This window comes from Leifsonella bigeumensis (assembly GCF_039537265.1).
GTDB lineage: Bacteria > Actinomycetota > Actinomycetes > Actinomycetales > Microbacteriaceae > Terrimesophilobacter > Terrimesophilobacter bigeumensis.
On record NZ_BAABAE010000003.1, the window covers coordinates 672,622 to 698,797 of the forward strand.

Genomic DNA, 26,176 nt, shown 5'->3' on the forward strand with positions numbered 1-26,176 from the left:
TGATGAACAACCCGATTCACGCGCCTCTGATCTCGAGAAGCATCGAGGTCATCAAAGATGGACAGGCGGCCACCGGAGCGTACCTCGCGTCTCCGACCTTCCCGACCTACCAGTACAGCTGGTTCCGGGACGGGGCATTCATCGCCGATGCGATGAGCCGGGTGGGTGAGATCGCCAGCGCCGAAGCGTTCTTCGGCTGGTGCGATCGCATCCTCACAGACCGACGCGATCAGATCCTCGATCTGGTCGCCCGGGGTGAGCGCGACGTGGAGGACGTCGCGCTCACCGAACACCTCCACACGCGGTACACCATCGACGGCGAGGAGTCCGGCACCGAGTGGCAGGACTTCCAGCTGGACGGCTACGGGACCTGGCTGTGGGCGCTCGACCAGCACAGCATCCGCCACGGTCGCGATCGCACGGCCTTCGCGGAGGGTGCCGCACTCACGGTCCGCTACCTCTGCGTCTTCTGGGCGAGCCCGTTCTACGACTGGTGGGAGGAGAACGGCCACCGCAGGCATCCGTCGAGCCTCGCGCCCATCCGCAGGGGGCTTCTCGCCGCGAGCGGCTGGGAAGAACTCGACGACGACCTCCGGATGCGTGCGGCCGTCGTGGCCCAGCAGATCGCCGACCTCGTCGCGGAGGAAGGGCTCCACGACGGCCACCTCACCAAGTACTTCGGAAGCGACCAGGTTGATGCGAGCCTCATCGCCTGCATCACCCCCTTCGAGCTCTACCCGATGGGCGACCCCGTCGCGACGGCCACGATCGAGCGCATCGAACGGGAGCTCGCACCGGCCGGCGTCTACCGCTTCCTCGACGACACCTATTACGGCGGCGGGGAGTGGATCCTGCTCGCCGGATTCCTCGGCTGGCACTACTCCGAGGCGGGCAATGTCGGCCGAGCGCGTGAGCTCGCCGACTGGATCGCCGCACAGGCGGATGCCTCCCTGAATCTGCCGGAACAGGTCGACACGCACGCGCTTCACCCCGAACGCATCGCCGAGTGGGTGGAGCGCTGGGGGCCGAGTGCGTCCCCCCTGCTCTGGTCCCACGCCATGTATCTGACCCTCGCCACGAGTTTGAGAATGACAGGAGTACCCCACCGGTGATCCGCCACAACCCACCAGGGCGAGGCCATGCCTATCGCCCCAGCCTCGACCAGCGCGATCCGGTTCAGCCGGAGGCGGGGGAGCAGGTCACCCTCGGCGTGCTCGTCTCCGGAGAGGTGGGCGTTCCCGTCGTCGAGCTCGAGGTCAACGACCGGATCGCCGTTCTGGATGCGCGCCGTCTCGACACGGCCGATTCCGGTCTGGCGCTCGGGGACGCCGGGGGGCATCTCGCCGCAGCGGCCGAGGCGGGGGAGGACACCGGTGGGCTGGATGCCTGGCAGGCTGTCGTCGGCCCCTTCGCAGCCGGCGACCGGGTTCGCTATCGCTTCCGTTCCGCCGACGCGTGCGAAACATCCCCGTGGTTCGCCCTGCCGGTCGGCGTCTGGGGGCCGACCGGAGGGGAGCTTGTCGCCGACGGCGCCGCAGGTCGCATCGAGTCCGGTTCCGTTCAGTGGCTCATCGTCGACGGGAAACCTGTTCGCGCGCGATTCGCGCTGAGCCTCTCCGCGGGGGAGCACGTCGTCGGCCTCGGCGAGAGGTTCCATTCCCTGGACCAGCGCGGCTGGGCTGTCGATGCGACGGTCTTCGAGCAGTACTGCGACCAGGGTGTTCGCACCTACCTCCCTGTGCCGTTCGCGCATGTCGTGGGCGGTGACGGCTGGGGTTTCCACGTCGACACCACGCGTCGGGTGTGGTTCGATGTCGGGCAGCGAGACGCGGACAGACTCTGGGTCGAGGTGCTCGTCGACCCGGATGCCCCGCTCGTCACCCTGCACCTCTGGGACGGGTCTCCCGCCGACGCCCTCTCAGGGTTCTTCGCCAGCGTCGGGAAGCCGGCGCTCATCCCCGATTGGGCCTACCGGCCGTGGATCAGCTCGAACGAGTGGAACACGCAGGAGCGTGTCGAGGCGGAGGTGGCGCGCTCGCTCGCCGAAGGCGTCGCGGTCGGCGCGATCGTCATCGAGGCCTGGAGCGACGAGGGCACCATCCACATCTGGCGTGATGCGCAGTACACGCCGCGGCACGACGGCGAACCATTGCGCTACCAGGATTTCACCTTCCCGCCCGACGGGGCGTGGCCGGACCCGAAGGGCATGATCGACCGACTGCACGCCCAAGGGGTCAAGGTCATCCTGTGGCAGATTCCTGTCGTGCCGGATCACGACATCGAGGACGACGAGCAGCTCATCGCCGACCGCGTCGCCCTTCAGGAACGTGGCTTCGCCGTGCTCGAGGAAGACGGCAGCCCGTACCGGAACCGGGGCTGGTGGTTTCCCCGCGCGCTGCTCCCCGACTTCACAAGACCTGAGGTGCGCGAGTGGTGGACCGAGAAGCGTCGCTACCTGCTCGAGGAGATGGGTGTCGACGGGTTCAAGACGGATGGCGGCGAGCACACCTGGGGGGACGAGCTCCGCTTCGGCGACGGCACGCGCGGCGACCTCACCAACAACCGCTATCCGAACCTTTACGCCCAGGCCTTCCACGAGCTCCTCGAGCGCGCGGGCACGGACGGTCTGACGTTCAGCCGGGCCGGACATGCCGGCGCAGGCAGTTTCCCGGGGCATTGGGCCGGCGACGAGCGTTCGACCTGGGAGGCGTTCCGCGCCTCCGTGACCGCAGGGCTCACGGCAGGGGCATCCGGGATCTTCTCGTGGAGCTGGGATCACGGCGGGTTCTCCGGCGAACTGCCGAGCGCCGAACTCTATCTCCGGACCGGCGCCATGGCCGTGTTCAGCCCGATCATGCAATACCACGCGGAGTTCAATCACCATCGGGTCCCGTCGCACGACCGCACGCCGTGGAACATCGCCGAACAGTCGGGCGATCCCCGCGTGCTGGAGGTGTATCGCCGCCTCACCGAGTTGCGCGAGCGTCTCGTGCCCTACCTCATCGAGCAGGCGAGGCTCGGAACGGAGCACTCGAAGCCGCTCCTGCGTGCCCTGTTCTTCGAGTGGCCGCACGACGAGAGAGTGTGGGAGTTTCCCCTCCAGTACCTGCTCGGCGACGACATCCTCGTCTCACCCGTCACCGAGCCCGGCGCCACCGAGTGGTCGACCTACCTTCCGGAAGGCGAGTGGGTCGATGCCTGGACGGGTGAGGCATTCGGCGGCGGGTGGGTCGTCGAACGGCCAGTACCGATCGACGTGATCCCGGTCTACGTGCGGGCGGAGTCGTGGGAGAGGCTGAGGAGCGTCTTCACCCCATAGGATGGCGTCATTCCCGCCCACGCGAAGGACCGATAGCCCATTCTGCAGCCCATCTCGGCCGGTGTCGTCGGCTCCATCGCGGGCTTCGCGACGTCGTTCGCTCTCGTCATCGCAGGACTCCAGGCCGTCGGGGCGACGGATGCCGAAGCCTCGTCCGGCCTGCTCATCCTGTGCGCGACGGTCGGGGCCGCCTCGATCGTCTTCGCGCTTCTCTATCGCATCCCGATCTCGATCGCCTGGTCGACGCCGGGGGCCGCACTCCTCGTCGCGGCGGGCCAGAACCACGCGAACTTTGCCGGGGCCGTCGGCGCATTCATCGTCTGCGGAGCGCTCATCGTGCTGTGCGGGCTCTGGCCGGCGCTCGGGCGGCTCATGACGAGCATCCCGAAGCCGATCGCGAGCGCGATGCTCGCCGGCATCCTGTTCCCGATCTGCCTCGCACCGGTGACGGCCGTATTCGACCACCCGCTCCTCGCACTACCGATCATCCTCGCCTGGCTCATCATGCTGAGACTCGCACCCCGGTGGGCCGTGCCCGCTGCGATGCTCGTGGCCGCGGTCGTCATCGCCGTGTCGGCTGGTGGTGCCTGGCTGCAACGCGCCGAGCTCGCGCCACAGCTCACCTTCGTGGCTCCCGTGTTCGACCCCGCCGTGATCGTGAGCCTCGGCCTGCCGCTCTTCATCGTCACGATGGCAGGGCAGAACGTGCCTGGCTTCGTGGTCATGGCGACGTTCGGCTACGACACCCCCGCTCGACCCGTGCTCGTCGGGACAGGGCTCGCTTCGATCGGCGGGGCGTTCTTCGGTGGACACGCCATCAACCTCGCGGCGATCACGGCCGCCATCATGGCGAGCCCTGAGGCCGACCCGGACAAGTCGAAACGGTGGATCGCGACGCTCAGTGCCGGAGCGCTCTACCTCGTGCTCGGCCTCGGGGCGGGGGTCGCGACGGCACTCGTCGCCGCGTCGCCGCCGATCCTCATCATCGCGGTCGCCGGGCTCGCCGTCGTCGGGGCGCTCGTCACCTCCATCAGCGGCGCGCTCGAGGAGCCGCCGCATCGCATCGCGGCCATCGCCACCTTCCTCGTCACGGCATCCGGCCTCACGATCGCCGCAATCGGCTCCGCGTTCTGGGGCCTCGTCGTCGGCGCGATCATCATGGTGTGGCTCGGCTGGCGGCGTCGCGCGGACCGGGAAGAACCGAGCGCTACTCCAGCCCGCGACGCTTGAGCAGGGGCTCGATCACGGCGTCGCGGCCGCGGAAGTCGCGGTAGGCATCCAGCGCATCCATCTTGCCGCCGACTCCGAGCAGCTTCTCTCGGAAGCGGTCTCCGTTCGCCCGGGTCAGCCCGCCGTTCTCCTTGAACCACTCGACGGTGTCGGCATCCAGCACCTCGCTCCAGATGTAGGAGTAGTAGCCAGCGTCGTATCCTCCGGCGAAGGTGTGCGCGAAGTAGGTGCTCGAGTACCTGGTCGGCACCGCCGGGTTGTCGAGGCCGACCGCTGCGAGGGCCTTCGCCTCGAACGCGGCAACATCCGTCACCACATCGTCGGCAGTGATCGAGTGCCAGGCCTGGTCGAGCAGGGCCGCGGCGAGGTACTCGCTCGTCTGGAAGCCCTCGTTGAACTGCTCTGAGGCGTGCAGCTTGTCGACGAGCTCCTGCGGCATCGGCTCGCCGGTCTCGTGGTGCACGGCGTAGTTGGCAACCACCTCGGGCCACAGCATCCACATCTCGTTGACCTGGCTCGGGAACTCGACGAAGTCGCGGAACACGCTCGTTCCGGTGAACTTCGGGTAGGTCACCCGCGCGAAGAGCCCGTGCAGCGCGTGCCCGAACTCGTGGAACAGGGTGTTCACCTCGTCATAGGTGAGCAGGGTCGGCTCGCCCGCAGCAGGCTTCGGCACATTGTGGTTGTTGACGACCACGACCGGCTGGTCGAGCAGGTCGTTCTGCCCGACGAGTTCGTTCATCCAGGCGCCGCCGCGCTTCGAGTCGCGCGTGTACAGGTCGTAGACGAACAGGCCGACGGGGGAGCCGTCCTCGTTCGTCACCTCGAAGACGCGCGCATCCGGGTGGTACGCCGTGAGGTCGGGACGCTCCGCGAAGGTGATGCCGTAGAGCTTCGTCGCCGCGAAGAACACGCCGTCCTGCAGCACGCGCTCAGCCTCGAAGTACGGGCGCATCGCCGCGGTGTCGACGTCGTACTTCGCCGTGCGCACCTTCTCCGTGTAGAAGGACCAGTCCCAGGGCTCGATGGGGTGACCCGCGAGCTCCTCGAGATCCTTCTGCTCGGCGCGGGCGTTGCGGGCGGCGGGCGGGGCGAGCCTGCCGAGCATGTCGGCGACCGCCTCCGGGGTCTTCGCCGTCTCATCCGCTGTCACGAAACCGGCGTGCGTGTCGAAGCCGAGGAGACGCGCTCGCTCGGCCCGCAGCTTCGCGATCTCCAGAACGAGGTCGCGGTTGTCGTGCTCGCCACCGCGGATGCCGCGTGCGCGGGACGCCGACATGATCTTCTCGCGCACGTCGCGGCGGGTGAGGTCGGAGAGGTACGGGTGTCCGGTCGGCAGCACGAGCGTCACGAGGTACTTGCCATCGAGTCCGCGCTCCTTCGCGGCCTCCGCCGCTGCCGAGATCTCGCCGGAGCCGAGGCCTTCGAGCTCGGCCTTGTCCTCGATCACGATCGCAAGGTCGTTGGTGTCGGCGAGCAGGTTCTTCTCGAACCGCGTGGTGAGCGTGGAGAGCTTCTGGTTGTAGTCCTTGAGCTTCTCCTTCTGCCCCTCGTCGAGGTCGGCACCGGCGAGAGTCATCTCGGTGTAGTACCGCTCGACCAGGTAGCGCTGCTCCGAGCTCAGGCCCTGCGAATCCAGCTGGTCGTGGAGCGCCTTGATGCGCCGATACAGCTGGGAGTCGAGTTTGATGGCATCCTCGTGCGCCGCCATGAGCGGAGCGAGCTTCTCCTCGAGCTCGTTGGTGAAGTCGCTCGAGTCGGAGGAGGACTTGTTGTAGAAGACCCGGGCGACCCGCAGGAGCGTCTGGCCGCTCTGCTCGAGCGGGATCATGGTGTTCTCGAAGGTCGGCGCGTCCTGCGTGCCGGTGATGTTCGAGATCTCGGCGAGCTGCTCCTCGAAACCCTTCTCGAAGGCGGGCAGGTAGTGCTCGTCCTCGATATCGGCGAAAGGAGGGAGTTGGTAGGGGAGGGTGCTCGGTGCAAAGAACGGGTTCGTCATCCTCCAACCTTATTAGGCTGGTTCCATGTCAAGTACAGGGTCGGGTACAGGGGATCGCTACACGCACGGGCACCACGAGAGCGTCCTGCGTTCGCACAGTTGGCGCACGGTCGAGAACTCGGCCGGCTACCTCATCCCCGACCTCGTGAGCGGCGCGACCGTGCTCGATGTCGGATGCGGCCCGGGCACGATCACGGTCGACATCGCGGCCCGGGTCTACCCAGCTCGCGTGATCGGCATGGACGCCTCCGCCGAGGTGATCGCCAAGGCCATCGAGCTCGCCGCCGAGCGTGACGTCGACAACGTGGAGTTCGTGGTCGGCAACGCCTACGAGCTCGACTACGAGGACGGCGCTTTCGACATCGTGCATGCCCATCAGGTGCTTCAACACGTGTCCAATCCCGTGGGGATGCTGCGCGAGCTGCGCAGGGTCCGTGCGACCGACGGGGTCGTTGCAGCACGGGATGTCGACTACGGCGCCTGCTTCTGGTACCCGGACTCGGCGGGGCTCGAGCGCTGGCTCGAGGTGCTGAGCGCTGTGCAGCGCAGCAACGACGGCGAGCCGGATGCCGGTCGCCGTTTGAAGGCCTGGGCGCGGGATGCCGGCTTCGCCGACGTCAGTTCCACGGCATCCATCTGGGCGTTCAATTCTGAGGCGGATCGGGAGTGGTGGGGCAGCCTCTGGGAGACCCGGATGCTGCAGTCGGCGCTCGCCGTCGACGCGATCGACACCGGCCTCGCCTCGCAGGACGACCTCATCGACATCTCCCGCGCCTGGCGGGACTGGATCAACGAGCCGGACGGCTGGTTCGCGATGCCGCACGGGGAGATCCTCTGCCGGGGGTAATGCAAAGGAACGCTTGCAAAGAATCAGTTGCAAAGTACTGATTGCAAAGAAGTAGTTGCAAAGAACTCTTTGCAATGCTATTTTTGTACCCATGAGCAAGAACGACGACCCCGGCACCACGCCAGAGCGCACGATGGACCTCGAGTCCCTCAAGGCGCTCGCGCACCCACTGCGGGTCAGGATCTTCGACGTGCTCTCCACCTATGGCACCTTCACGGCGAGCGGCCTGGCCGAGCGTCTCGGGGAGTCCAGCGGCGCAACCAGCTACCACCTTCGCCAGCTCGAGAAGCACGGCTTCGTGCGGGAGGTCGCCGGTAAGGGAGTCGGTCGCGAACGCTGGTGGGAGCGCACCCCTGGTGGGGTCAGCATCGGCAACGAAGAGACGCGTCAGACCTCGGCCGGACGTGAGGCCACCCAACTCGTCATGCGCGAGTGGTCGAGCAGCCGGGAGAAGAACCTCGCCGAGTTCCTCGAGCGCGGGATCGATGAACTGCCGAAGAGGTGGGCGGACGCGAGCATGGTGAGTGTCACCAACGTCTTCGTCACCTCGGCGGACCTCGCCGAGTTCACCGAGAAATACATGGAGCTGGCTACCGAGTTCGCTGAGAAGCACCGCGACCAGACCGCAGCAGGGACCCGTCCCGTCCAGCTCCAGTTCCACGGATTTCCCGTCATCGACGGTGTCGAGATCCCCGAAACGACGCTCCAGAAGGAGAACAAGAATCATGACCATGACCGCCCCCATCGCCCTACTCGAGGCCCCGGAAATGTCGGTGGTCGCCCGTAAATTCGTTGTCGGAGAGGAGATGAACACCATGACAACCGCAACCGCCCTGGAGTGCGCAACGCCTCTGAACCGCACCGTTTCCCCGAACGGTACTATGCGCGCTCCCGTGGCTCGCCGGGCTCCCGCGCGCGGCATCGACCGCGCCGTGACGACCCTCGCCGTTGCGATGCTCAAGTGGTCTCGCGCACGCGAACAGCGCGCCGCGACGACCCACCAGGAGCACTACCGTCGCCTGCAGCTGAGGAACTCGGAGCTGCAACGCGAAGCTGACGCCCTGCGCCTCACTCAGCGCATCGGGTTGTAGCGCCCCAAATTTTTCGACTCGACTCCGGCGAGAAGCGGTGTGCGGCTTTCCTAGAGCTCTTCCTCCACCCACTCCTCGCCGGAGTCGCCTGCTGCAATAGTAGCGGCGCCGCTCGAAGGATTGAAGCGAATCACCGTCACATCCTCTGAGCCGTGCGCCGGATCCAGTTCGACGATCGGCCGGCCCTCGAGCCAGGTGAGCGTCCAGCGGCGAGCGGATGCGTCCGAGCCTTTGGAGGCGTCCGACGCCGCCTGCTCGACCTCGGCGATCGCCGCGACCACAGCATCCGGCAACCGCGTCGGCGGCTCAGCACCGAATGCCCACCGCGTACCGAGTTGCATCAGCCTGTGGTCTCGGCGAGCACGATCGAGGTCACCGCGACCTCGTCAGCCTCGGCGAACTCGAGTTCGGTGATCCGTCCGACCGCCTTGAGGTCGTCTGCGGCCTCGCGCAGGAGGGCAGGGCCGGCAATTGTCGCCGAGGCGACCTCTGTCTTTTGGGAGGCCTTCGCATCCGTCTTGGCCCGCCGGATGCCAATGAGGGCTTCGCTCACGAGCCCGAGCAGTCCGGTCGGGGCCGCACCGCCGCCCGCAACGGGCCACGGTGCGGTGTGGATGGACTCGTCATGCGTCCAGGACCAGACTTCCTCCGTGGCGAAGGGCAGCACGGGCGCGAACAGGCGCAGCAGCACGTCGACAGCGGTGCGCAGGGCGGCCACGGCCGAGGCCTGACCCTCGGCGCCGGATGCACCGTAGGCGCGTTCCTTCACGAGTTCGAGGTAGTCGTCGCAGAAGGTCCAGAAGAACTGCTCTGCCGCCTCAAGCGCGCGAGCGTGGTCGTATTCGTCGTAGGCCTTCGTGGCGATGCGGATGACCTCGTCCAGTTCGGCGAGCAGGTCGACGTCGAGCGCTTCCGTTGGCCCCGTAGTCCGCGAAGCGGACGTATCGAAACCAAGCGGTACCTCGAACGAGTACACGAACTTCGCGGCGTTGAGCACCTTGATGGCCAGTCGCCGCCCGATCTTGATCTGCTTCGGGTTCTGCGGGTCGAAGGCCGCATCGGTTCCGAGCCGCGACGACGCCGCCCAGTACCGCACAGCATCCGAGCCGTGGTCGTCGAGCATCCCGGCGGGGGTGACGACGTTGCCCTTCGACTTCGACATCTTCTTGCGGTCGGGGTCGACGATGAAGCCGCTGATGCCGGCGTTCTTCCACGGCACGACGCCGTGCTCCAGCTGGGCGCGCAGGACGGTCGAGAACAGCCAGGTGCGGATGATGTCCTGCCCCTGGCTGCGCAGGTCGTAGGGGAAGACGAGGTCGAAGAGCTCCGGGTCGCGTTCCCAGCCGCCGGCGATCTGCGGTGTGAGGGAGGAGGTCGCCCAGGTGTCCATGATGTCGACCTCGCCGACGAAGCCGCCGGGCACCCCGCGCTGGCTCTCGTCGTAGCCGGGGGCGGTATCCGACGAGGGGTCCACCGGGAGGGAGCTCTCGGGCGGCACGATGACCGCACCCTGCTCACCGTTCGCGTCGAGCTCGTACCAGACCGGGATGGGCACGCCGAAGAAGCGCTGTCGTGACACGAGCCAGTCGCCGGTGAGCCCGCCCACCCAGTTCTCGTAGCGCACCCTCATGAAGTCGGGGGCGAAGTTCACTTCGCGGCCGCGCTCGAGGAGCGCGTCGCGCAGTTTCTCGTCGCGTGCGCCGTTCGTGATGTACCACTGCAGGGTGCTCACGATCTCGAGCGGCTTGTCACCCTTCTCGAAGAACTTGACCGCATGCGTGATCGGCTTCGGCTCGCCTTCGAGGTCGCCGCTCTCTCGCAGCAGCTCGACCATGCGTGCCTTCGCGCTGAACACGGTCTTGCCGGCGAGTTCGGCGAAGGCGGTTTTCGCCGCATCCGTCACCAGGGCATCCGGGGCCTCGTCGACGATGCGCCCGTCCCGCCCGATGATGGTGCGGTTGGGCAGATCGAACTCACGCCACCAGACGACGTCGGTCACGTCGCCGAACGTGCAGATCATCGCGATGCCGGAGCCTTTGTCCTGCTGGGCGAGACGGTGCGCGACGACGGGCACCTCGACGTCGAAGATCGGGGTGCGCACGGTCGTGCCGAAGAGCGGCTGGTAGCGTTCGTCATCCGGATGCGCCACGAGCGCGACACAGGCGGCGAGCAGCTCAGGGCGCGTCGTCTCGATGTGCACGGGGGAGCCGTCGGGCTTGTGGAAGGCGACCCGGTGGAACGCGGCCGGCATGTCCTTGTCTTCGAGCTCGGCCTGCGCGACAGCGGTGCGGAACGTCACGTCCCATAGGGTGGGTGCTTCGGAGCGGTACGCCTCGCCGCGGGCGAGGTTGCGCAGGAACGCGCGCTGCGCGGCGGTCTGCGACTTGGGGCCGATCGTGCGGTAGGTCTGCGTCCAGTCGACGGAGAGTCCGAGTTTGCGCCAGAGCGCCTCGAACTGCTGCTCGTCCTCGGCGGTGAGCTTCTCGCACAGCTCGATGAAGTTTCGGCGGCTGATCGGCAGCTGGTCGGCTGCCTTCGCGCTCTTGTTGTCGCCGCCTTCGAAAGGCGGAGTGAACGCGGGGTCGTAGGGAAGCGAAGGGTCGCAGCGCACCCCGTAGTAGTTCTGCACCCGGCGTTCGGTGGGCAGCCCGTTGTCGTCCCAGCCCATCGGGTAGAAGAGGCTCTTGCCGCGCATTCGCTGGTAGCGTGCGGCGAGGTCCATGTGCGTGTAGCTGAAGACATGGCCGATGTGGAGCGATCCGGATGCCGTGGGCGGCGGAGTGTCGATCGAGTAGATGTTCTCGCGCGGCGTCGTATGGGCGAGGGCGGCGTCGCGGTCGAACCGGTAGGTTCCCCTGGCCTCCCATTCGGTGCCCCATTTGCTCTCCAACCCTTCGAGGGCGGGCTTGTCGGGGACGGCGTCAGCCATGGCATTCTCCGGTTTCGCTATGTGCGGCACCGTGTCATGTTCTGAGGTGCCTGAGTGTGGGTTGTGCACCCATCGTACCGGAGCAGGCCGGCTCGACTAACGGCTCAGGTCGGTCACCGTCCAGGTCTTGCTCACGTGTTCGCCGTTCGGGCCGACGAGCGTGATCGTGTAGTCGCGGGACGGTCCCTGGTCGAAGCAGGGGAAGAGGTGCTCGTCGGTGAAGTCGTTCTGGTTGCCGCTCAACGGGACCTGCATGTAGTTCTTGTCCTTCGCGTCCTGATCGCCGGGGGAGTACCAGGCCTGGACCGCATTCGCGCTCGCCCAGGACACCATGAGGGTGGGCTTCGGCGGCTGGTAGTCCTCATTGCCGGCATCGCAGGTCACGGTCGTCGGAGCGTTGAAGGCGGTGAAGCGGGTCGATTCATCCTCGGGTGGTGCGGCCTCGCCGGCAGGGCTCTCGCTCGGACCCTCGCTCGACGACTCGCTCGGCGAGGCACCGGGGGACGACGAGGGCGAGGTGCTGGAGTTCAAACCCGTCGGCTCCCGATCGACGGCCGAGCCCTGGCCGAGGATGAAGAAGACAAGGGCGATGAGTGCGAGCAGGAGGACGCCGATCACCGCGATGAGCGCGATGAGGGTTCTGTTGTTCTTCTTGCTCGGTGCCGGTTCGGTGGACAACGGTCCTCCTCAGCGTTGCGGTTAGAAGTGATCTCCCGTGATCGTGACCGTCCACGTCTTGCTCACGTGCTTGCCGTCGGGTCCGACGAGAGTGATCGTGTAGGTATTGCTTCCGTCGGAGCAGTCGACGATCTGCTCGTACGGGAAGTCACCCTGATTCCCGTTCAGGGGGATCTGCATGTACCCCGAGTTCGCGGCGTCGTCCGTGCCGTTGACGAACCACGCCTCGTCGGCGCCAGCGGTCGACCATGAAACGGTGAACGTCGGACGGGTCGCGGGGAAGGACGGTCCACCGGCCGAGCAACTCTGGCTCGACGGGTAGTTGAGCGTCTTGAATCGCGGTCCGGTCTCCTGCGGCGGCGGGGGCGGAGGCGGCGGCGCAGAACTCGGCGATGCGCTCGGGCTCTCGCTGGGTGTCTCGCTGGGGGACGCGCTCGGGCTCTCGCTGGGTGTCTCGCTCGAGCTCGCCGACGGGCTCGTGCTGACGTCGGAGACCGGTTCCGCACTCGGGCCACCGATCCCGCGCGACAACAGCAGCGTCAGCAGCACGACAACGGCGATGAGCAGCAGTCCGCCGACGATCGACAGGATGAGGATGAGGAGCTTCGATTTCTTCTTGCCGCCTTCGCCGACGGTCGCCGCCGCGCTCGGAGCCTCGAATCGCTCGGTAGGTGTGTCGTCGCTCATGAATCCCCGCCGGTCAAGAAAGGAATGCGCACGTGCTGAAATCGATCGAGGGTCATTCTAAGGGCGCGGGAGGTCGACGCACCAGAGCCGACCTCCCGCACCCGGCACGGGGAGAGTCGTGGCGTTACGACTCGGCGACGACCTCGTCGCGCACGCGAATGCGCACGGCGATGAGTGAGGCAACGAGGGTGAGGACCGACAACAGGGCGAGCACGATCCCCGGATGCCACCAGGCGGCATCCGTCGCCGTGGACAGCGCCTGTGTGGCGAGCGGGATGAGGCCGGAGATGACGGCGGCGACGCTGTAGGCGATCGAGAGTGCGCTGTAGCGCACCGGCCCGCTGAACAGATCGGACATGAGGCCGCCGAGCCCGGCCCAGCTGAGAGTGGGGAGGATCCCGCCGATGATCATCGTTCCGACGAGGATCGGGAACGTCGCGAACTGCAGCATCCAGTACATCGGGAAGGTGATGAGCAGGGTGCCGAGCGCGCCGATCGCGACGACCCTCGCGGAGCCGATGCGATTCGCCCACACCCCGAAGAGCGGAATCGTGACGAGTTGCAGGAGGCTGCCGATGAGCGTCGCCTGGAAGAGCTCCTGATAGGAGAATCCGAGGATGTTGACGCCGTAGGCCATCGTGTAGGTGTTCATGAGCGAGTACGAGCCGATGCCGAGCAGGGCAGCACCGATCGCGACGATGACCGCGAACGGATGCGTGCGAAAGACGTCGAGCACCGGGATGCGCGAGCGGCGGCCCGTGTCGACCAGGGTCTTGAAGACGGGAGTCTCGTCGATCGCGAGCCGCAGGTAGAGCGAGACGGCCAGCAGCGGGAAGGCGAGCAGGAACGGCAGTCGCCATCCCCAGGCGAGCATGTCCTCGCCGCTCAGCGTGAGCGTCAGGAGCAGGAAGAGGGCGCCGGTGAGGATCGTGCCGACCGGTGAGCCGAGCTGGGGGAGCGCGGCGTAGAACCCGCGCCTGCGGTAACCGGCATGTTCGGTGGCGAGGAGGATGGCGCCGCCCCACTCGCCGCCGAGGGAGAGTCCCTGGACGATCCGCAGCAGTGCCAGCAGGATCGGGGCGAGGATGCCGATGCTCGCGAAATCGGGGAGGAGGCCGATCGCGCCGGTCGCGACACCCATGATGCCGATCGTCCAGAGAAGCGTGCGTTTGCGGCCGATGCGGTCGCCGAGGTGCCCGAAGATGACCGCGCCGAGTGGGCGGACGAGGTAGGACATCGCGAGGAGCAGGAACGACAGGATGGTGCCCGCCGCGCGATCCTGCTCCGGGAAGAACAGCGGCGCGCTGAAGATCGCGCTGAAGTAGGCGAAGACGTAGAAGTCGTACGATTCGAGGGATGTTCCGACGAAGGACGCCCAGACGACCTTGCGAGCCACTTTCGGTTCGGTGGGCTTGACGACCAGGGGTTCCAGCTCTGTCGCGGTCACGCGCGGCCTTTCGGTTCAGGAGTGCGGTGGGATGGATTGTTAGACTGAGTCCAGAAATAGATACTAGTGGAGTCGACGGATGAAAAGCGAGCGCATGACGGCGGGCCGCCCGCGGGCGTCGTCGCGGGGCACGATCGAGGATGCCGCCGCCGAACTCTTCCTCGAGCAGAGCTACGGCGGCACCACGATCGACGAGATCACCCAGCGGGCCGGCGTGAGCCGCGCGACCTTTTTCAACTACTTCTCCTCCAAGAGCGATCTGCTGTGGATCGACGCCGACCACGCGATCGAACGACTCGAGGAATGCCTGGGCGCGGGTGCGCCATTGCTCGAGGCGGTGGCGACGGTCGCCGCCGAGGTGGGCCCGGAGCGCGTCCCTCTCGCGGTCACGCAGGCGGATGCCATGGGCACGCGCGAGGAGCTCGTCGCCTCCGGCCTCGTACGGGTGGCCCGCGTGACGGCGCTCATCCGCACGGCCATGGCCGCCGAGTCCGGAGGAGACCGCCGAGCACTCTCCGTCAACGTGCGTGCCAATGCCGTGGCCGGGGCGATCGTCGCGGCGTGGGGCGCCTGGATCGTGGGCGGCGTGGGTCGACGGGGTTTGCGGGATTACCTCAGTGACGCACTTGCGCTAGTCTAACTATAACAATAGACTCGCCTCGTGCTCATCAGAATCGACCCGTCCTCCGGCGTCCCGCTGTTCGACCAGCTGGCCGGCAGCATCCGGGCATCGACGATCACCGGGGCCATCGCGCTCGGCGAGCGCCTGCCGTCGGCACGCGAGCTCGCACAGTCCCTCGACATCAACGTGCACACCGTGCTGCGGGCATACCAGTTGCTGCGCGATGAAGGCCTCATCGAGCTGCGACCAGGGCGTGGTGCGATCGTGACCGGCCGGCCACCCGGCGGCTACGAGGATCTCAACACCGCCGTCGACGCCGTCATCGCCGAGGCGCGCAAACTCGACATCGCTCCGGCGGCGCTCGCCGCACTCATCAGGGAGACCTACCAATGACCGACACCGCACGGCAGACGAAGGCCACGAGGCTGCGGGCCATCGTGATCGGCACGGTCGTCCCGATCGCGGTCGCGCTCGTCACCGTGGCGCTCCTGGTGTCGTGGATGCCGCAGCTTCCCGACCCGATCGCCGTCCACTGGTCGGGTGCCGGGCCCGACGGCTTCGGATCGGCGATGCCCTTCATCCTTCTCCCGCTCGGCATCACCGTGGTGTTCAGCGCGTTCGCAGCGGTATGGTCATGGCGGTCGACGCCTTCCGGGCGCCTCACCTGGAACCAGAAGTTCCTGGTCGTCACGAGCCTGTGGCTGGCGGCACTGCTGAATGTCGGCATCGGAGGGAGCGTGGCGATTCAGCGGGGGCTGGCCGATGCCCACGATGCCCAGGGCGTCGGGCCCTGGTTCGCCGTCGGCGTCGGCGCCGGGTTCGTCCTCGCCGTCGCCGGCTGGTTCCTGCTGCCCCCCGCGGAGAGGGTGGGCCAGGCGGGCACGAGTCCGAGACCGGTGGATGTCCAGGGCCAGGAGCGGGTGTCGTGGTCGCGCTCCGCACGCCTCGGCACCGTCGCTCTCGTGGTCGTTGCGCTGACCCTCGTGGTCGCCATCGGCGCAGTCGTTGTGGCAGCGTTCGCCTCCAGGGGGTCGGGCGCCTTCGCCATCGTCGTTCTCGTCTTGGTCGCCGCTCTCGTGGCGACCAACACATGGTGGCGCGTATCCGCCGACCATCGCGGTTTCATCGCCAGGGGCGTGTTCGGCTGGCCGCGCAAACGCATCCCGCTCGACGACATCCGCTCGGTGCAGGTCGTCGAGGTCGACCCGACGCGCGATTTCGGCGGATGGGGCTGGCGCTGGGGCGGCCAGGGGCGCACCGGGATCATCCTGCGTGCGGGCGAGGGTATCGAGGTGACGACCACGCCGGGCAAGCATTTCGTCGTGACCGTCGACGACGCCGCGACCGGCGCAGGCGTGCTTGCCGCGCTCATCGCGCAGCGCACCCGCTGACGGGCCTTCCCGCCCGCCTTCCCACCTATCTTCCCCGCATCCGCTGCCACCATCCGAGGCCAGAACCAGCGTTGGCGCGGGTGTTTTCATCGAGCGCTGGAATTACGACACCCGCGCAGGGCAAAAACACCCGCGCGGGCCGGATCTCGTTCCACCTCTTCCCCTCCCACACAGTCCCGATCGGCATCCGCTCTCCACCGTTTCGCGCATCCTGAGGACCTGTGCCGCGCGCAAAGCCCGACGATAGTGCCATGCCTGCCACTATCGACTTCCTCATTCGACGACGCGACCTTGAGGTCATCGGTACGCCCGACTCGAGCGTGCGGCGGGCGCTGCGCCGAGGCAGCCTGGTACGCGTGGCAGCCGGCAGCTACGCCGACCTCGATGTTTGGAATGAACTCGAACCCATCGATCGGCATCGGGCGCGGGTCATGGCGGTGGCCGGTCGCCTGCGCACGGCTCCGGTGTTCTCGCACTTCGCGGCGGCGGCGCTCTGGGGCATCCGGATTCTCGGGCCATGGCCGACAGTCGTCGATGTCACGCTGGAGCGGGCATCGGGAGGTCGATCGGATGGTGCGCTTCGTCGGCACTGCACCGGGCTCGACGGCATCGAGGTGCTGGAACTCGATGGGTTGGCGCTGACCTCGCCGGCGCAGACCGCCGTGGACCTCGCAAGAGAGCTCCCCTTCGCGGATGCCGTCGTCGCGCTTGATTCCGCGTTGCACCGCCGGCGGCGGCCCACCCCGCTCGCAACGGAAGACCAGATCGCGCGCGTCGTCGCGGCGACGGAAGGCAATCGCGGCTACCGACGAGCGCTTGCCTCTTCGGGGTTCGCGACGTCACTCTCGGATTCGGTGGAGGAGTCGCACAGCCGGGTGCAGCTGCATCTTCTGGGCTTTCCCGAACCCGAGCTGCAACGCAGGTTCGCACTGGCGAACAGCCGCCACGCGGAGGTCGACTTCTACTGGCCGGATTTCGACCACATCGGAGAATGCGACGGTCGTATGAAGTATCGGGATCCACGGATTCTGCAGGGGAGGACCCGGGACCAGGTGTTCTTCGCCGAGAAGGGGAGGGAGAACGAGCTGCGACAGCAGGTGCGGATGTTCTCGCGCTGGGAACCCCGGGAGCTCTACCCACCCCAGCAGCTCTACGATCGGCTCGTACGGGACGGGTTGCCGTCGTCGAAGCCGCGGCCCGCCCCACGATGGCGGACGTAACGCGGGTGTTCTCGTCGCCCGCGGGTACTACTTCGCCCGCGGGCGACAAGAACACCCGCGCGGCCAGGGATCTCGGTAACCACGAGGGATCTCGACCAGGATGTGTGCGAGTCCGCCGGGACGCGTATCCTTGACGCAGAGGCATCGATCCGGCCATCACCGGGGAGCCTTCGGAAGAACGTTGCGCGCCGCCGTCTTGGCGGTCGGTAAAGCAACAAGTAGAACCGAACGGGTGGGCCCGTCATCGCCTGCAATGAGTGGCAGTTCTCCGGGACTGCAAACGAGGTGGTACCGCGGCATCCGTCGTCCTCGTGTTGACACAGCACCAACGTCCAGCACGAGGAATGAAACCGATGACCTACCCGCTTTCCGCAGACGGCGAACCGGCCGAGCCGCTCAGCCCGAGCCCGCGCTTTCCGGAGCTCGAGGAGCGCATCCTCGCATTCTGGGCGAAGGACGACACCTTCCGCGCCTCCGTCGAGCAGCGCGAGGGCGCCGAGGAGTGGGTCTTCTACGACGGCCCGCCGTTCGCGAACGGACTCCCGCACTACGGCCACCTGCTCACCGGCTACGCGAAAGACCTGTTCCCGCGCTTCCAGACCATGCGCGGCAGGCAGGTGCATCGGCGCTTCGGATGGGACACCCACGGCCTCCCCGCCGAACTCGAGGCCGAACGCCAGCTGGGCATCACCGACAAGAGCCAGATCGAGGAGATGGGCATCGCCGCCTTCAACCAGGCGGCGCGCGAGTCGGTGCTCAAATACACGAAGGAGTGGGAGGAGTACGTCACCCGGATGGCCCGCTGGGTCGACTTCGAGAACGACTACAAGACCCTCGACACGACCTTCATGGAGTCGGTCATCTGGGGCTTCAAACAGCTCTACGACAAAGACCTCGCCTATGAGGGCTACCGTGTGCTCCCTTACTGCTGGCGCGACCAGACGCCCCTCTCGAACCACGAACTTCGGATGGACGACGACGTCTACAAGATGCGCCAGGACCAGTCCGTCACGGTCACCTTCCCGCTCACCGGGGAGAAAGCGGATGCCCTCGGCCTCGCCGGCGTCAACGCCCTCGCCTGGACGACGACGCCGTGGACCCTGCCCACCAATGCTGCGCTCGCGGTCGGCCCCGGCATCGAGTACGCGGTCGTGCAGGCCCGGGTCTCGGCCCTTCGAGAGCCTCAGGGGGGTCCAAGCTCGACCGGAGAGGATGGGTCGACTGAGTCTCTCGGGTCGAGCCTGTCGAGACCAGCCAGTGATGGCGCACGCTATCTCCTGGCCGCCGACACGATCGGCTCCTACGCGAAGGAACTCGGCTACGCCTCCGCGGAGGAGGCCCACGCGGCGGTCGAGCGCACTGTCCTCGGCAGCGAGCTCGCCGGCATCCGGTACGAGCGCCTGTGGGACTACTACGCGGATGCCGAGAAGTACGGCACGCAGAACGCCTGGCAGGTGCTCGTCGCCGACTACGTCGAGACCGGCGAGGGCACCGGCATCGTGCACCAGGCGCCTGCCTATGGCGAGGACGACCAGCTCGTCTGCGGCCAGGCGGGGATCCCGGTCGTCCTCTCGGTCGACGACGGGGGACGCTTCCTGCCCGAGGTCGAGGGCGTCGAGGGCCTGCAGGTCTTCGACGCGAACCCGGTGCTCGTCAAGCAGCTGCGGGCCATGGGCCGCCTGCTCAAGGTGGCGAGCTACGAGCACAGCTACCCGCACTGCTGGCGGTGCCGCAACCCGCTCATCTACAAGGCGGTGTCGAGTTGGTTCGTGAAGGTGCCGGAGTTCCGCGACCGGATGGGCGAGCTCAACCAGGAGATCACCTGGGTGCCCGACAACGTCAAGGACGGCCAGTTCGGCAAGTGGCTCTCGGGCGCCCGCGACTGGTCGATCTCCCGCAACCGCTACTGGGGCTCGCCGATCCCGATCTGGAAGAGCGACGACCCGGCCTACCCGCGGGTGGACGCCTACGGCTCGCTCGCCGAAATCGAACGCGACTTCGGCCGGATGCCGGTCAACGCGGCGGGCGAGCCCGACCTGCATCGCCCCTACATCGACGAGCTGACCCGCCCGAACCCGGACGACCCGACCGGCCGGTCCACCATGCGCCGGATCGAGGATGTGCTCGACGTGTGGTTCGACTCCGGTTCGATGCCCTACGCGCAGGTGCACTACCCCTTCGAGAACCAGGAGTGGTTCGACAGCCACAGCCCGGCCGACTTCATCGTCGAGTACATCGGGCAGACGCGCGGCTGGTTCTACGTCATGCACGTGCTCTCGACCGCGATCTTCGACCGACCGGCCTTCACAAACGTGCTCAGCCATGGCATCGTGCTCGGCAGCGACGGTCAGAAGATGTCGAAGAGCCTGCGCAACTATCCGGACGTCAACGAGGTCTTCGACCGCGACGGCGCGGATGCGATGCGCTGGTTCCTCATGTCGTCGTCCGTCATCCGCGGCGGCAACATCAGCGTCACCGAGGAGGCGATCCGCGCGGGTGTGCGCGAGTTCCTGCTCCCGATGTGGAGCACGTACTACTTCTTCGCCCTCTACGCGAACGCCGCGACGCCTTCTCCGGTCGAGTCTGTCGAGACCCGTGGCGCGGGATACCTCGCCCGTTGGCGCACCGACTCCACCAACATCCTCGACCGCTACCTGCTGGCCAAGACCCGTCGTCTCGTGACCGACGTCACAGTCGACCTCGAGGCGCTCGACTCGCCCATGGCATCCGCGAAGCTGCGCGACTTCGCCGACGTACTCACCAACTGGTATGTCAGGCGAAGCCGCGACCGCTTCTGGGCCGGCGACGAGCGGGATGCCTTCGACACCCTCTACACGGTGCTCGAGACCGTGCTGAGGGTGGCGGCGCCGCTCATTCCCCTCGTCGCCGAGGAGATGTGGAAGGGGCTCACGGGTGGCCGCAGCGTCCACCTCGAGGACTGGCCGGATGCGAACCTGTTCCCCGCGGATGACGCGCTCGTCTCCGCCATGGACCGGGTGCGCGAGATCGCCTCGGCCGGGCTCGCGCTGCGCAAGTCGACCGGGCGCCGGGTGCGACTTCCGCTCTCCCGACTGACCGTCGTCGGCGACAGCGCGGGGCTGGCCGAGTTCTCCGACATCCTGAAGGACGAACTCAATGTCCGGCACATCGCCTTCGCCCCGCTCACCGAGGGCAGCCTGGGCGATTTCGGCATCACGCGCCGGCTCTCGGTCAACGCGAGGGCGCTCGGCCCCCGGGTCGGCAAGGACGTGCAGCGCATCATCCAGGCGTCGAAGTCCGGGGACTGGAGTGTCGACGGCGAGACCGTCGTCGCGGGGGGCACGGTGCTGCGCGACGGAGAGTTCGAGCTCGTGCTCGAGTCCGCCGACCCGGCGAGCGCCGTCTCCTTCCTCGACACGGAAGGCTTCGTCGTGCTCGACACCGCCACGACGCCTGAGCTGGAGGCGGAGGGGCTCGCCCGCGACGTCATCCGGGCCGTGCAGGAGACCCGGCGCTCCGCCGGCCTCGACGTGAGCGACCGCATCAACCTGCGCCTCTATTTCGAGGATCCGGGGGAGGCGTCGAGCGTGGCGGCCTATGCCGGCATGATCTCCGAAGAGACGCTCGCGCCGGCGATCGAGGTACGCTCGGCTGAGTCGTTCGACGGGGAGTTCGCGAACCTCGAGGAACTCGCAGCGGTGCACGGCTCCGGCGATGCGTTCCGGGTCACTGTCAAGGCCGGGCTGTACGCGAACACCGGCGCGGTGCTCGTCGAACTCAACCGCCAGGGCAGGGGAATCGATGTCTAGGAAGCGCGAAGCAGAAGACCCGGAGATCGGCGACGATGCGCTGTTCCAGTCGCAGGCCGACCGGGTCTACGCCGAGCTCCTCTCCCGCGTCGGCGAGGCGAACCCGCAGCCGAGACTCGGGCCGACCCGGCGGGCGGCGGAACTTCTCGGCGACCCGCAACGCGCGTACCCGATCATCCACGTCACCGGCACGAACGGCAAGACGAGTACGAGTCGAATCGCCGAGAGCATCCTGCGGGCCTACGGCCTGCGCACCGGGCTGCTCACGAGCCCGCACCTCGTGCGCATGAATGAGCGCATCGTGATCGACGGCGACCCGATCGCCAACGAGGCTCTCGTGGCCAACTGGGACGACATCCAGCCCCACCTCGCCATGGTCGATGCCGAGCTCGAGGCTGCGGGCGAGCTGCCGGTCACCTTCTTCGAGGCCCTCACTGTGCTCGCCTTCGCCTGTTTCGCGGATGCCCCCGTCGACGTCGTCGTGCTCGAGGTCGGGATGGGCGGAGAGTGGGATTCGACGAACATCGCCGACGGTCAGGTCGCCGTCTTCGCCCCGATCGCGCTCGACCACATGCATCGGCTCGGCAACACGATCCTCGAGATCGCGACGACGAAGGCCGGCATCATCAAGCCCGCCGCCCGCGTCGTCTCGGCGAAGCAGGTCCCGGATGCGCTGGCCGCCATCGAGCGCGCCGTCGCCCTCACCGAATCCACCCTCGCGGTCGAGGGCGAGGCGTTCGCGCTCGAGTCGACGACCATTGCCGTCGGCGGGCAGGTCATCTCGGTGCGCGGTATGGCCGGGCACTATGCGGACCTCTTCCTGCCGCTCTTTGGCGACCACCAGGCCGCCAATGCGACTCTCGCGATCGCGGCCGTCGAGTCGTTCCTCGGCGGGGGTGCGCAGCCGCTCGACCACGACATCCTCGCCGAGGGGCTGGCCACGGCGACCTCGCCCGGACGCCTGCAGATCCTCGGCACCGAGCCGACCGTGCTCATCGACGCCGCCCACAACCCGCACGGGGCGAAGGCGCTTGCCGCAGCGATCGGCAGCTACTTCGACTTCGCCGAGCTCGTGCTCGTGATGGGCATCCTCGAGGACAAGGACGCCCACGGCATCGTCGACGCGCTCGCGCCGCTGGCTTCGCGCATCCACGTGACCCAGTCGCACTCGGACCGGGCGATCCCGGCGGAGGCGCTCGCCGAGCGGGTCGGCGAGTGGGCGCACGAGGCGCCGCGACTCGAGTTCGACGACCTCGACGCCGCACTCTCCGAAGCACGAGAGTGGGCGGATGCGGCTCCGGGCCGCGCCGTGCTCGTCACCGGCTCGATCACGCTCATCGGCGAGGCGATCGAACTCGCGACTGCTCAGGGGTGGGCTATGCAGGGCGGGAACCGATGAGCGGCCGGCAGCCGACTCCGCGCCGGGCGCGAACGGCCACCGAGTCGCTCCTGTCGATCGTGCTGGGGCTCGAGGCCGCCCTGCTGTTCTTCGTGACCGTCACCGCTTTCGGGCTGAAGGTGCTGCCCCCCGCAGTCGTGTTCGGGGGAGGGGGAGCACTCTTCGCGATCTTCCTGCTCGCGGCCTGGCTCATGAGATTCCACTGGGGAGTGTGGCTCGGCTGGCTGCTCCAGGTCGCTCTCATCGCGATCGGGTTCATCCTGCCGCTCATGTTCTTCATCGGCGCCGGGTTCGTCGCCATCTGGGTCTACTGCTTCGTGACCGCCCGCCGACTCGATGCGCGCAATCGTTCATCCGACAACAGCCCAACAAAGGAGACACCATGAATGCCCCCGTCGAAGAGACCCTCGTGCTGGTGAAGCCGGATGGCGTCGCCCGCAGCCTCACCGGCGAGATCCTGCGCCGCATCGAGGCGAAGGGGTACCAGCTCGTCGACATCCGACTCGTGCACGCCGACCGCGACCTGCTGGCGAAGCACTACGAGGAGCACCAGGGCAAGCCGTTCTACGAGCCGCTCGTCGAGTTCATGGAGAGCGGCCCCGTGGTGGCGATGCGCGTGGCGGGCGACCGAGTCATCGAGGGGTTCCGGATGCTCGCGGGCACGACCGATCCGACGACGGCCGCCCCCGGCACCATCCGCGGCGACCTCGGCCGTGACTGGGGCCTCGCCGTGCAGCAGAACCTCGTGCACGGGTCGGATTCCCAGGAATCGGCCGCTCGCGAGCTCGCGCTGTGGTTCGCTTAACCGACATCGCAGGCTTTGCACGATAACGAAACGGCAACGATGCCCCACGCGATCCAGCGCCGTCGCTGAGGAGTGAAAACGCATGCGGATCAGGGGTTTCTATACGCGTATCTGATGGTATATCACCATTCCGGCGCTACTCAGATCATTGCTAGCGTGGGGGACTGAAAGTTCAGACCGCGCTCGCGCTCGATTTCTGCGAAACGCAGAGAGTGCGCGATCGTATGGTTGGCGCGATGAAGTCGATCCCGTGATCGCTTCGGCCCGATCGGTCGCCGCACCGGAATTCACTGGCATGTCGGCGGTCTTGACGGGGCGGTCGATGCAAACCCGGACGTGACCGAAGCCGCCCGCACCGCTGAGTTTCTGCGTGGGCGCGGAGGAAACCGTGGCAGAACCCGAGACCGTCGCTGTCCGAGCGCACAAGCTCTACAAGGTGTTCGGCCGCCGGCCCCAGGAGGCCGTGCGCGCCCTCGAGGCAGGGTCGAGTCGTGAGGAGGTCGGGAGCTACGGCACCGCCGCCGTCATCGACGCGAGCTTCGAGGTCAAGGCCGGCGAGATCTTCGTGGTGATGGGGCTCAGCGGATCCGGCAAGTCAACGCTCATCCGGATGCTGAATGGACTGCTCGAGCCGACATCCGGCGTCGTCACCGTCGATGGCACCGACATCTCGGGGATTCCGGCTCGCGAGCTTCGCGAAGTCCGGCGTCGCACCATCTCGATGGTGTTCCAGCACTTCGCGCTCCTGCCCCACCGTACGGTCCTCGACAATGCCGCCTATGCGCTCGAGGTCCAGGGCGTCCCGAGGCCGGAGCGCGAGGAGCGTGCCCGGCGCGTCATCGACATCGTCGGGCTCGGTGGCTGGGGCGACAAGCTCCCGGAACAGCTCTCCGGCGGGATGAAGCAACGCGTCGGCCTGGCGAGGGCGCTCGCGGCGGAAACCGACATCCTGCTCATGGACGAGGCGTTCTCGGCTCTCGACCCCCTCATTCGACGGGAGATGCAGGAACAGCTCGTGGAGCTGCACGCAGACCTCGGCAAGACCATCATCTTCATCACGCACGACCTCAATGAGGCCATGTTCCTCGGCGACCGGATCGCGGTGATGCGCGACGGTCGCATCGTTCAGGTCGGGACCCCGGAGGACATCCTCACCGACCCGGCCAACGACTACGTCGCCCAGTTCGTGCAGGATGTCGACCGTGCGCGGGTGCTCACGGCCGCGAGCGCGATGGAGCCTGCCCGCTCAGTGGTCTCCCACACCGCCGGACCGCGGGCTGCGTTGCGCGAGATGCGGGACCTGCAGACTTCGGCTGCGTTCGTCGTCGGGCGCGGCAGAACCCTCATCGGGGCGGTCCGCGACCGCGACGTCATGCAGCTCGTCAAGACCAATACGGCAGAACTCGAGCCCGCGATCGACACCGAGGTGGCCTCGGTCGCCGCCGATATCGCCCTCGCGGACCTCTACGAGGTCGCCGTCGAGAGCGATCTTCCCATCGCCGTCACCGACGACAAGCGTCGGCTGCTCGGAGTCATTCCCCGAGTGACGCTCCTGGCGGCGCTCGGCAACATCGACACGAGCAACGGCGAGCCGAACTCCGTCGAGCCACCCGCGACGATTCCGATGAACATCATCACCGAGACGCTCCTTGAGTCCGCGCAGCGGGGCGATGCGGATTCAGACGGCGCCGATCCAGACGGAGCCGCCCCTGACGACCGGGTCGCCTCGGCGAAAGGGGCGACAGGATGATCGACCTCCGGATTCCGCTCGGCGATGGGGTCGAAGCCTTCGTCGACTTCGTCACCGACAACCTCGCCTTCATCTTCACCTTCCTTAGAACCGTCTTCAAGGGGTTCTACGACGGGGTCGACTGGGTGGTGTCGACGCCGCCGTTCTGGGTCATCATCATCCTCATCGCCGCGCTCGCGGTCTACGCCAAGAACTGGAGGTTCGGGGCCGGCGTTGTGGTGGGTCTCCTGCTCATTCAGTTCATCAACCAGTGGGACAACGCGATGGACACCCTTGCGCTCACACTTGTTGCGGCCTTCATGGCCGTGATCATCAGCGTCCCGCTCGGCATCTGGGCAGCCCGCTCGGACACCGTGTCGACGATCGTGAGACCGGTCCTCGACTTCCTGCAGACCATGCCGGCGTTCGTCTACCTCATCCCCGCCCTGTTGCTCTTCCGGATCGGCGTCGTCCCAGGGATCGTCGCGACAGTCGCGTTCGCCTTGGCGCCGGGGGTGCGGCTCACCGAGTTGGGCATCCGCGGCGTCGACAAGGAGGTCGTCGAGGCGGGTCACGCCTTCGGTGCAGCGCCCGGGCGCATCCTGCGGCAGATCCAGCTTCCCCTGGCGCGACCGAGCATCATGGCGGGCGTCAACCAGGTCATCATGCTCTCGCTCTCGATGGTCGTCATCGCGAGCATGGTCGGTGCTCCAGGGCTCGGCAAGGACATCATCCAGGCGCTCAGTCGTATCGATGTCGGTCTCGGCTCTGAGGCGGGACTGGCCGTTGTCATTCTCGCGATCATCCTGGACCGGCTTACGGCGACCCTGGGAACGGCTCGCAAGAGAAGGTTCGGCCAGGCCGAACAGAAGAATTCGTCTGGCGAGGAGCCAGCCGATCCGAACTCGGTCGACGACACGTTGACCGACACGGTGCCCGCCAGGTAGACGGCATCGGCCGTTCCGCCCGGTGTGGTGCAACACCGCCAATCACCC

22 protein-coding genes are annotated in these 26,176 nt (G+C 67.3%); 16 read left to right on the top strand and 6 right to left on the bottom strand.

Annotated elements, in window-relative coordinates; translation table 11 throughout:
- Positions 1 to 2: 2 nt before the first annotated feature.
- From ABD678_RS08350 to ABD678_RS08360, 3 genes are all read left to right on the top strand, one after another.
- The gene (locus ABD678_RS08350) at positions 3 to 1,112 is read left to right on the top strand and encodes a glycoside hydrolase family 15 protein (protein WP_344755609.1); all 1,110 of its coding nucleotides are present in this window, start codon (positions 3 to 5) and stop codon (positions 1,110 to 1,112) included.
- Positions 1,109 to 3,319 carry a glycoside hydrolase family 31 protein gene (locus tag ABD678_RS08355; protein WP_344755611.1) on the top strand — a complete coding sequence of 737 codons (2,211 nt, stop codon included), beginning with the start codon at positions 1,109 to 1,111 and terminating at the stop codon, positions 3,317 to 3,319. The genes ABD678_RS08350 and ABD678_RS08355 overlap by 4 nt, the downstream gene beginning before the upstream one ends.
- Positions 3,320 to 3,427: 108 nt before the next feature.
- A complete protein-coding gene (locus ABD678_RS08360; protein ID WP_344757130.1) occupies positions 3,428 to 4,549 on the top strand; it encodes a benzoate/H(+) symporter BenE family transporter in 1,122 nt (373 codons plus the stop codon).
- Here ABD678_RS08360 and ABD678_RS08365 read toward each other — a convergent pair.
- Positions 4,527 to 6,548 carry a M3 family metallopeptidase gene (locus ABD678_RS08365; RefSeq protein WP_344755613.1) on the bottom strand — a complete coding sequence of 674 codons (2,022 nt, stop codon included), beginning with the start codon at positions 6,546 to 6,548 and terminating at the stop codon, positions 4,527 to 4,529. The two genes, ABD678_RS08360 and ABD678_RS08365, sit on opposite strands and share 23 nt — an antisense overlap.
- A 25-nt stretch (positions 6,549 to 6,573) precedes the next feature.
- Between ABD678_RS08365 and ABD678_RS08370 the strand changes: the two genes are divergently transcribed.
- The 3 genes from ABD678_RS08370 to ABD678_RS08380 all read left to right on the top strand — a co-directional run bounded on the left by ABD678_RS08370 (position 6,574) and on the right by ABD678_RS08380 (position 8,486).
- A complete protein-coding gene (locus tag ABD678_RS08370; protein WP_344755615.1) occupies positions 6,574 to 7,395 on the top strand; it encodes a methyltransferase domain-containing protein in 822 nt (273 codons plus the stop codon).
- Between the two features lie 91 nt (positions 7,396 to 7,486).
- The gene (locus tag ABD678_RS08375; protein ID WP_344755617.1) at positions 7,487 to 8,182 is read left to right on the top strand and encodes an ArsR/SmtB family transcription factor; all 696 of its coding nucleotides are present in this window, start codon (positions 7,487 to 7,489) and stop codon (positions 8,180 to 8,182) included.
- A 28-nt stretch (positions 8,183 to 8,210) separates the two neighbouring features.
- Positions 8,211 to 8,486, top strand: a complete 276-nt coding sequence (locus tag ABD678_RS08380; RefSeq protein WP_344755619.1) for a hypothetical protein — start codon at positions 8,211 to 8,213, stop codon at positions 8,484 to 8,486.
- Positions 8,487 to 8,536: 50 nt separating this feature from the next.
- On the opposite strand, the gene ABD678_RS08385 is transcribed toward ABD678_RS08380, so the two are convergent.
- From ABD678_RS08385 to ABD678_RS08405, 5 genes are all read right to left on the bottom strand, one after another.
- The gene (locus ABD678_RS08385; protein WP_344755621.1) at positions 8,537 to 8,827 is read right to left on the bottom strand and encodes a hypothetical protein; all 291 of its coding nucleotides are present in this window, start codon (positions 8,825 to 8,827) and stop codon (positions 8,537 to 8,539) included.
- Positions 8,827 to 11,415 (bottom strand): valine--tRNA ligase, encoded by a 2,589-nt coding sequence (valS, locus tag ABD678_RS08390; RefSeq protein WP_344755623.1) that lies wholly within the window; start codon positions 11,413 to 11,415, stop codon positions 8,827 to 8,829. The genes ABD678_RS08385 and valS overlap by 1 nt, the downstream gene beginning before the upstream one ends.
- A 96-nt stretch (positions 11,416 to 11,511) precedes the next feature.
- Positions 11,512 to 12,093, bottom strand: a complete 582-nt coding sequence (locus ABD678_RS08395; RefSeq protein WP_344755625.1) for a hypothetical protein — start codon at positions 12,091 to 12,093, stop codon at positions 11,512 to 11,514.
- 21 nt (positions 12,094 to 12,114) lie between these two features.
- Positions 12,115 to 12,780 carry a hypothetical protein gene (locus tag ABD678_RS08400; protein ID WP_344755627.1) on the bottom strand — a complete coding sequence of 222 codons (666 nt, stop codon included), beginning with the start codon at positions 12,778 to 12,780 and terminating at the stop codon, positions 12,115 to 12,117.
- 124 nt (positions 12,781 to 12,904) lie between these two features.
- Positions 12,905 to 14,227, bottom strand: coding sequence for an MFS transporter (locus ABD678_RS08405; protein ID WP_344755629.1), 1,323 nt, complete (start codon positions 14,225 to 14,227; stop codon positions 12,905 to 12,907).
- Between the two features lie 79 nt (positions 14,228 to 14,306).
- On the opposite strand from ABD678_RS08405, the gene ABD678_RS08410 reads away from it, so the two are divergent.
- The 10 genes from ABD678_RS08410 (at position 14,307) to ABD678_RS08455 (ending at position 26,128) form a co-directional block, all read left to right on the top strand.
- Positions 14,307 to 14,867 carry a TetR/AcrR family transcriptional regulator gene (locus ABD678_RS08410; RefSeq protein ID WP_344755631.1) on the top strand — a complete coding sequence of 187 codons (561 nt, stop codon included), beginning with the start codon at positions 14,307 to 14,309 and terminating at the stop codon, positions 14,865 to 14,867.
- 21 nt (positions 14,868 to 14,888) lie between these two features.
- Positions 14,889 to 15,242: a GntR family transcriptional regulator gene (locus ABD678_RS08415; protein WP_344755633.1), complete on the top strand. Its 354-nt coding sequence runs from the start codon at positions 14,889 to 14,891 to the stop codon at positions 15,240 to 15,242.
- Entirely contained in the window at positions 15,239 to 16,240 is a 1,002-nt protein-coding gene (locus ABD678_RS08420) for a DUF1648 domain-containing protein (RefSeq protein ID WP_344755635.1), read from the top strand. The genes ABD678_RS08415 and ABD678_RS08420 overlap by 4 nt, the downstream gene beginning before the upstream one ends.
- A gap of 251 nt (positions 16,241 to 16,491) precedes the next feature.
- A complete protein-coding gene (locus ABD678_RS08425) occupies positions 16,492 to 17,460 on the top strand; it encodes a hypothetical protein (protein ID WP_344755637.1) in 969 nt (322 codons plus the stop codon).
- 353 nt (positions 17,461 to 17,813) lie between these two features.
- Positions 17,814 to 21,248, top strand: coding sequence for an isoleucine--tRNA ligase (locus ABD678_RS08430; protein ID WP_344755640.1), 3,435 nt, complete (start codon positions 17,814 to 17,816; stop codon positions 21,246 to 21,248).
- Entirely contained in the window at positions 21,241 to 22,647 is a 1,407-nt protein-coding gene (locus ABD678_RS08435; protein WP_344755642.1) for a bifunctional folylpolyglutamate synthase/dihydrofolate synthase, read from the top strand. The genes ABD678_RS08430 and ABD678_RS08435 overlap by 8 nt, the downstream gene beginning before the upstream one ends.
- Positions 22,644 to 23,033: a DUF4233 domain-containing protein gene (locus ABD678_RS08440; RefSeq protein WP_344755644.1), complete on the top strand. Its 390-nt coding sequence runs from the start codon at positions 22,644 to 22,646 to the stop codon at positions 23,031 to 23,033. Before ABD678_RS08435 ends, ABD678_RS08440 begins: the two co-directional genes overlap by 4 nt.
- Positions 23,030 to 23,452 carry a nucleoside-diphosphate kinase gene (ndk, locus tag ABD678_RS08445; protein ID WP_344755646.1) on the top strand — a complete coding sequence of 141 codons (423 nt, stop codon included), beginning with the start codon at positions 23,030 to 23,032 and terminating at the stop codon, positions 23,450 to 23,452. The genes ABD678_RS08440 and ndk overlap by 4 nt, the downstream gene beginning before the upstream one ends.
- 388 nt (positions 23,453 to 23,840) lie before the next feature.
- Entirely contained in the window at positions 23,841 to 25,202 is a 1,362-nt protein-coding gene (locus tag ABD678_RS08450; protein ID WP_344755648.1) for a quaternary amine ABC transporter ATP-binding protein, read from the top strand.
- Positions 25,199 to 26,128 (top strand): ABC transporter permease, encoded by a 930-nt coding sequence (locus tag ABD678_RS08455; RefSeq protein WP_344755650.1) that lies wholly within the window; start codon positions 25,199 to 25,201, stop codon positions 26,126 to 26,128. The genes ABD678_RS08450 and ABD678_RS08455 overlap by 4 nt, the downstream gene beginning before the upstream one ends.
- Positions 26,129 to 26,176 lie beyond the last annotated feature (48 nt).

Bases quoted from the DNA above. Each gene is read 5' to 3' on its own strand.
- ABD678_RS08455 (WP_344755650.1), top strand. From the start codon at position 25,199: ATGATCGACCTCCGGATTCCGCTCGGCGATGGGGTCGAAGCCTTCGTC.
- ABD678_RS08380 (WP_344755619.1), top strand. From the start codon at position 8,211: ATGACAACCGCAACCGCCCTGGAGTGCGCAACGCCTCTGAACCGCACC.
- ABD678_RS08425 (WP_344755637.1), top strand. From the start codon at position 16,492: ATGCCTGCCACTATCGACTTCCTCATTCGACGACGCGACCTTGAGGTC.
- ABD678_RS08440 (WP_344755644.1), top strand. From the start codon at position 22,644: ATGAGCGGCCGGCAGCCGACTCCGCGCCGGGCGCGAACGGCCACCGAG.
- ABD678_RS08385 (WP_344755621.1), bottom strand. From the start codon at position 8,827: ATGCAACTCGGTACGCGGTGGGCATTCGGTGCTGAGCCGCCGACGCGG.
- ABD678_RS08370 (WP_344755615.1), top strand. From the start codon at position 6,574: ATGTCAAGTACAGGGTCGGGTACAGGGGATCGCTACACGCACGGGCAC.
- ABD678_RS08375 (WP_344755617.1), top strand. From the start codon at position 7,487: ATGAGCAAGAACGACGACCCCGGCACCACGCCAGAGCGCACGATGGAC.
- ABD678_RS08430 (WP_344755640.1), top strand. From the start codon at position 17,814: ATGACCTACCCGCTTTCCGCAGACGGCGAACCGGCCGAGCCGCTCAGC.
- ABD678_RS08350 (WP_344755609.1), top strand. From the start codon at position 3: ATGAACAACCCGATTCACGCGCCTCTGATCTCGAGAAGCATCGAGGTC.
- valS (WP_344755623.1), bottom strand. From the start codon at position 11,415: ATGGCTGACGCCGTCCCCGACAAGCCCGCCCTCGAAGGGTTGGAGAGC.
- ABD678_RS08365 (WP_344755613.1), bottom strand. From the start codon at position 6,548: ATGACGAACCCGTTCTTTGCACCGAGCACCCTCCCCTACCAACTCCCT.
- ABD678_RS08400 (WP_344755627.1), bottom strand. From the start codon at position 12,780: ATGAGCGACGACACACCTACCGAGCGATTCGAGGCTCCGAGCGCGGCG.
- ABD678_RS08420 (WP_344755635.1), top strand. From the start codon at position 15,239: ATGACCGACACCGCACGGCAGACGAAGGCCACGAGGCTGCGGGCCATC.
- ABD678_RS08435 (WP_344755642.1), top strand. From the start codon at position 21,241: ATGTCTAGGAAGCGCGAAGCAGAAGACCCGGAGATCGGCGACGATGCG.
- ndk (WP_344755646.1), top strand. From the start codon at position 23,030: ATGAATGCCCCCGTCGAAGAGACCCTCGTGCTGGTGAAGCCGGATGGC.
- ABD678_RS08410 (WP_344755631.1), top strand. From the start codon at position 14,307: ATGAAAAGCGAGCGCATGACGGCGGGCCGCCCGCGGGCGTCGTCGCGG.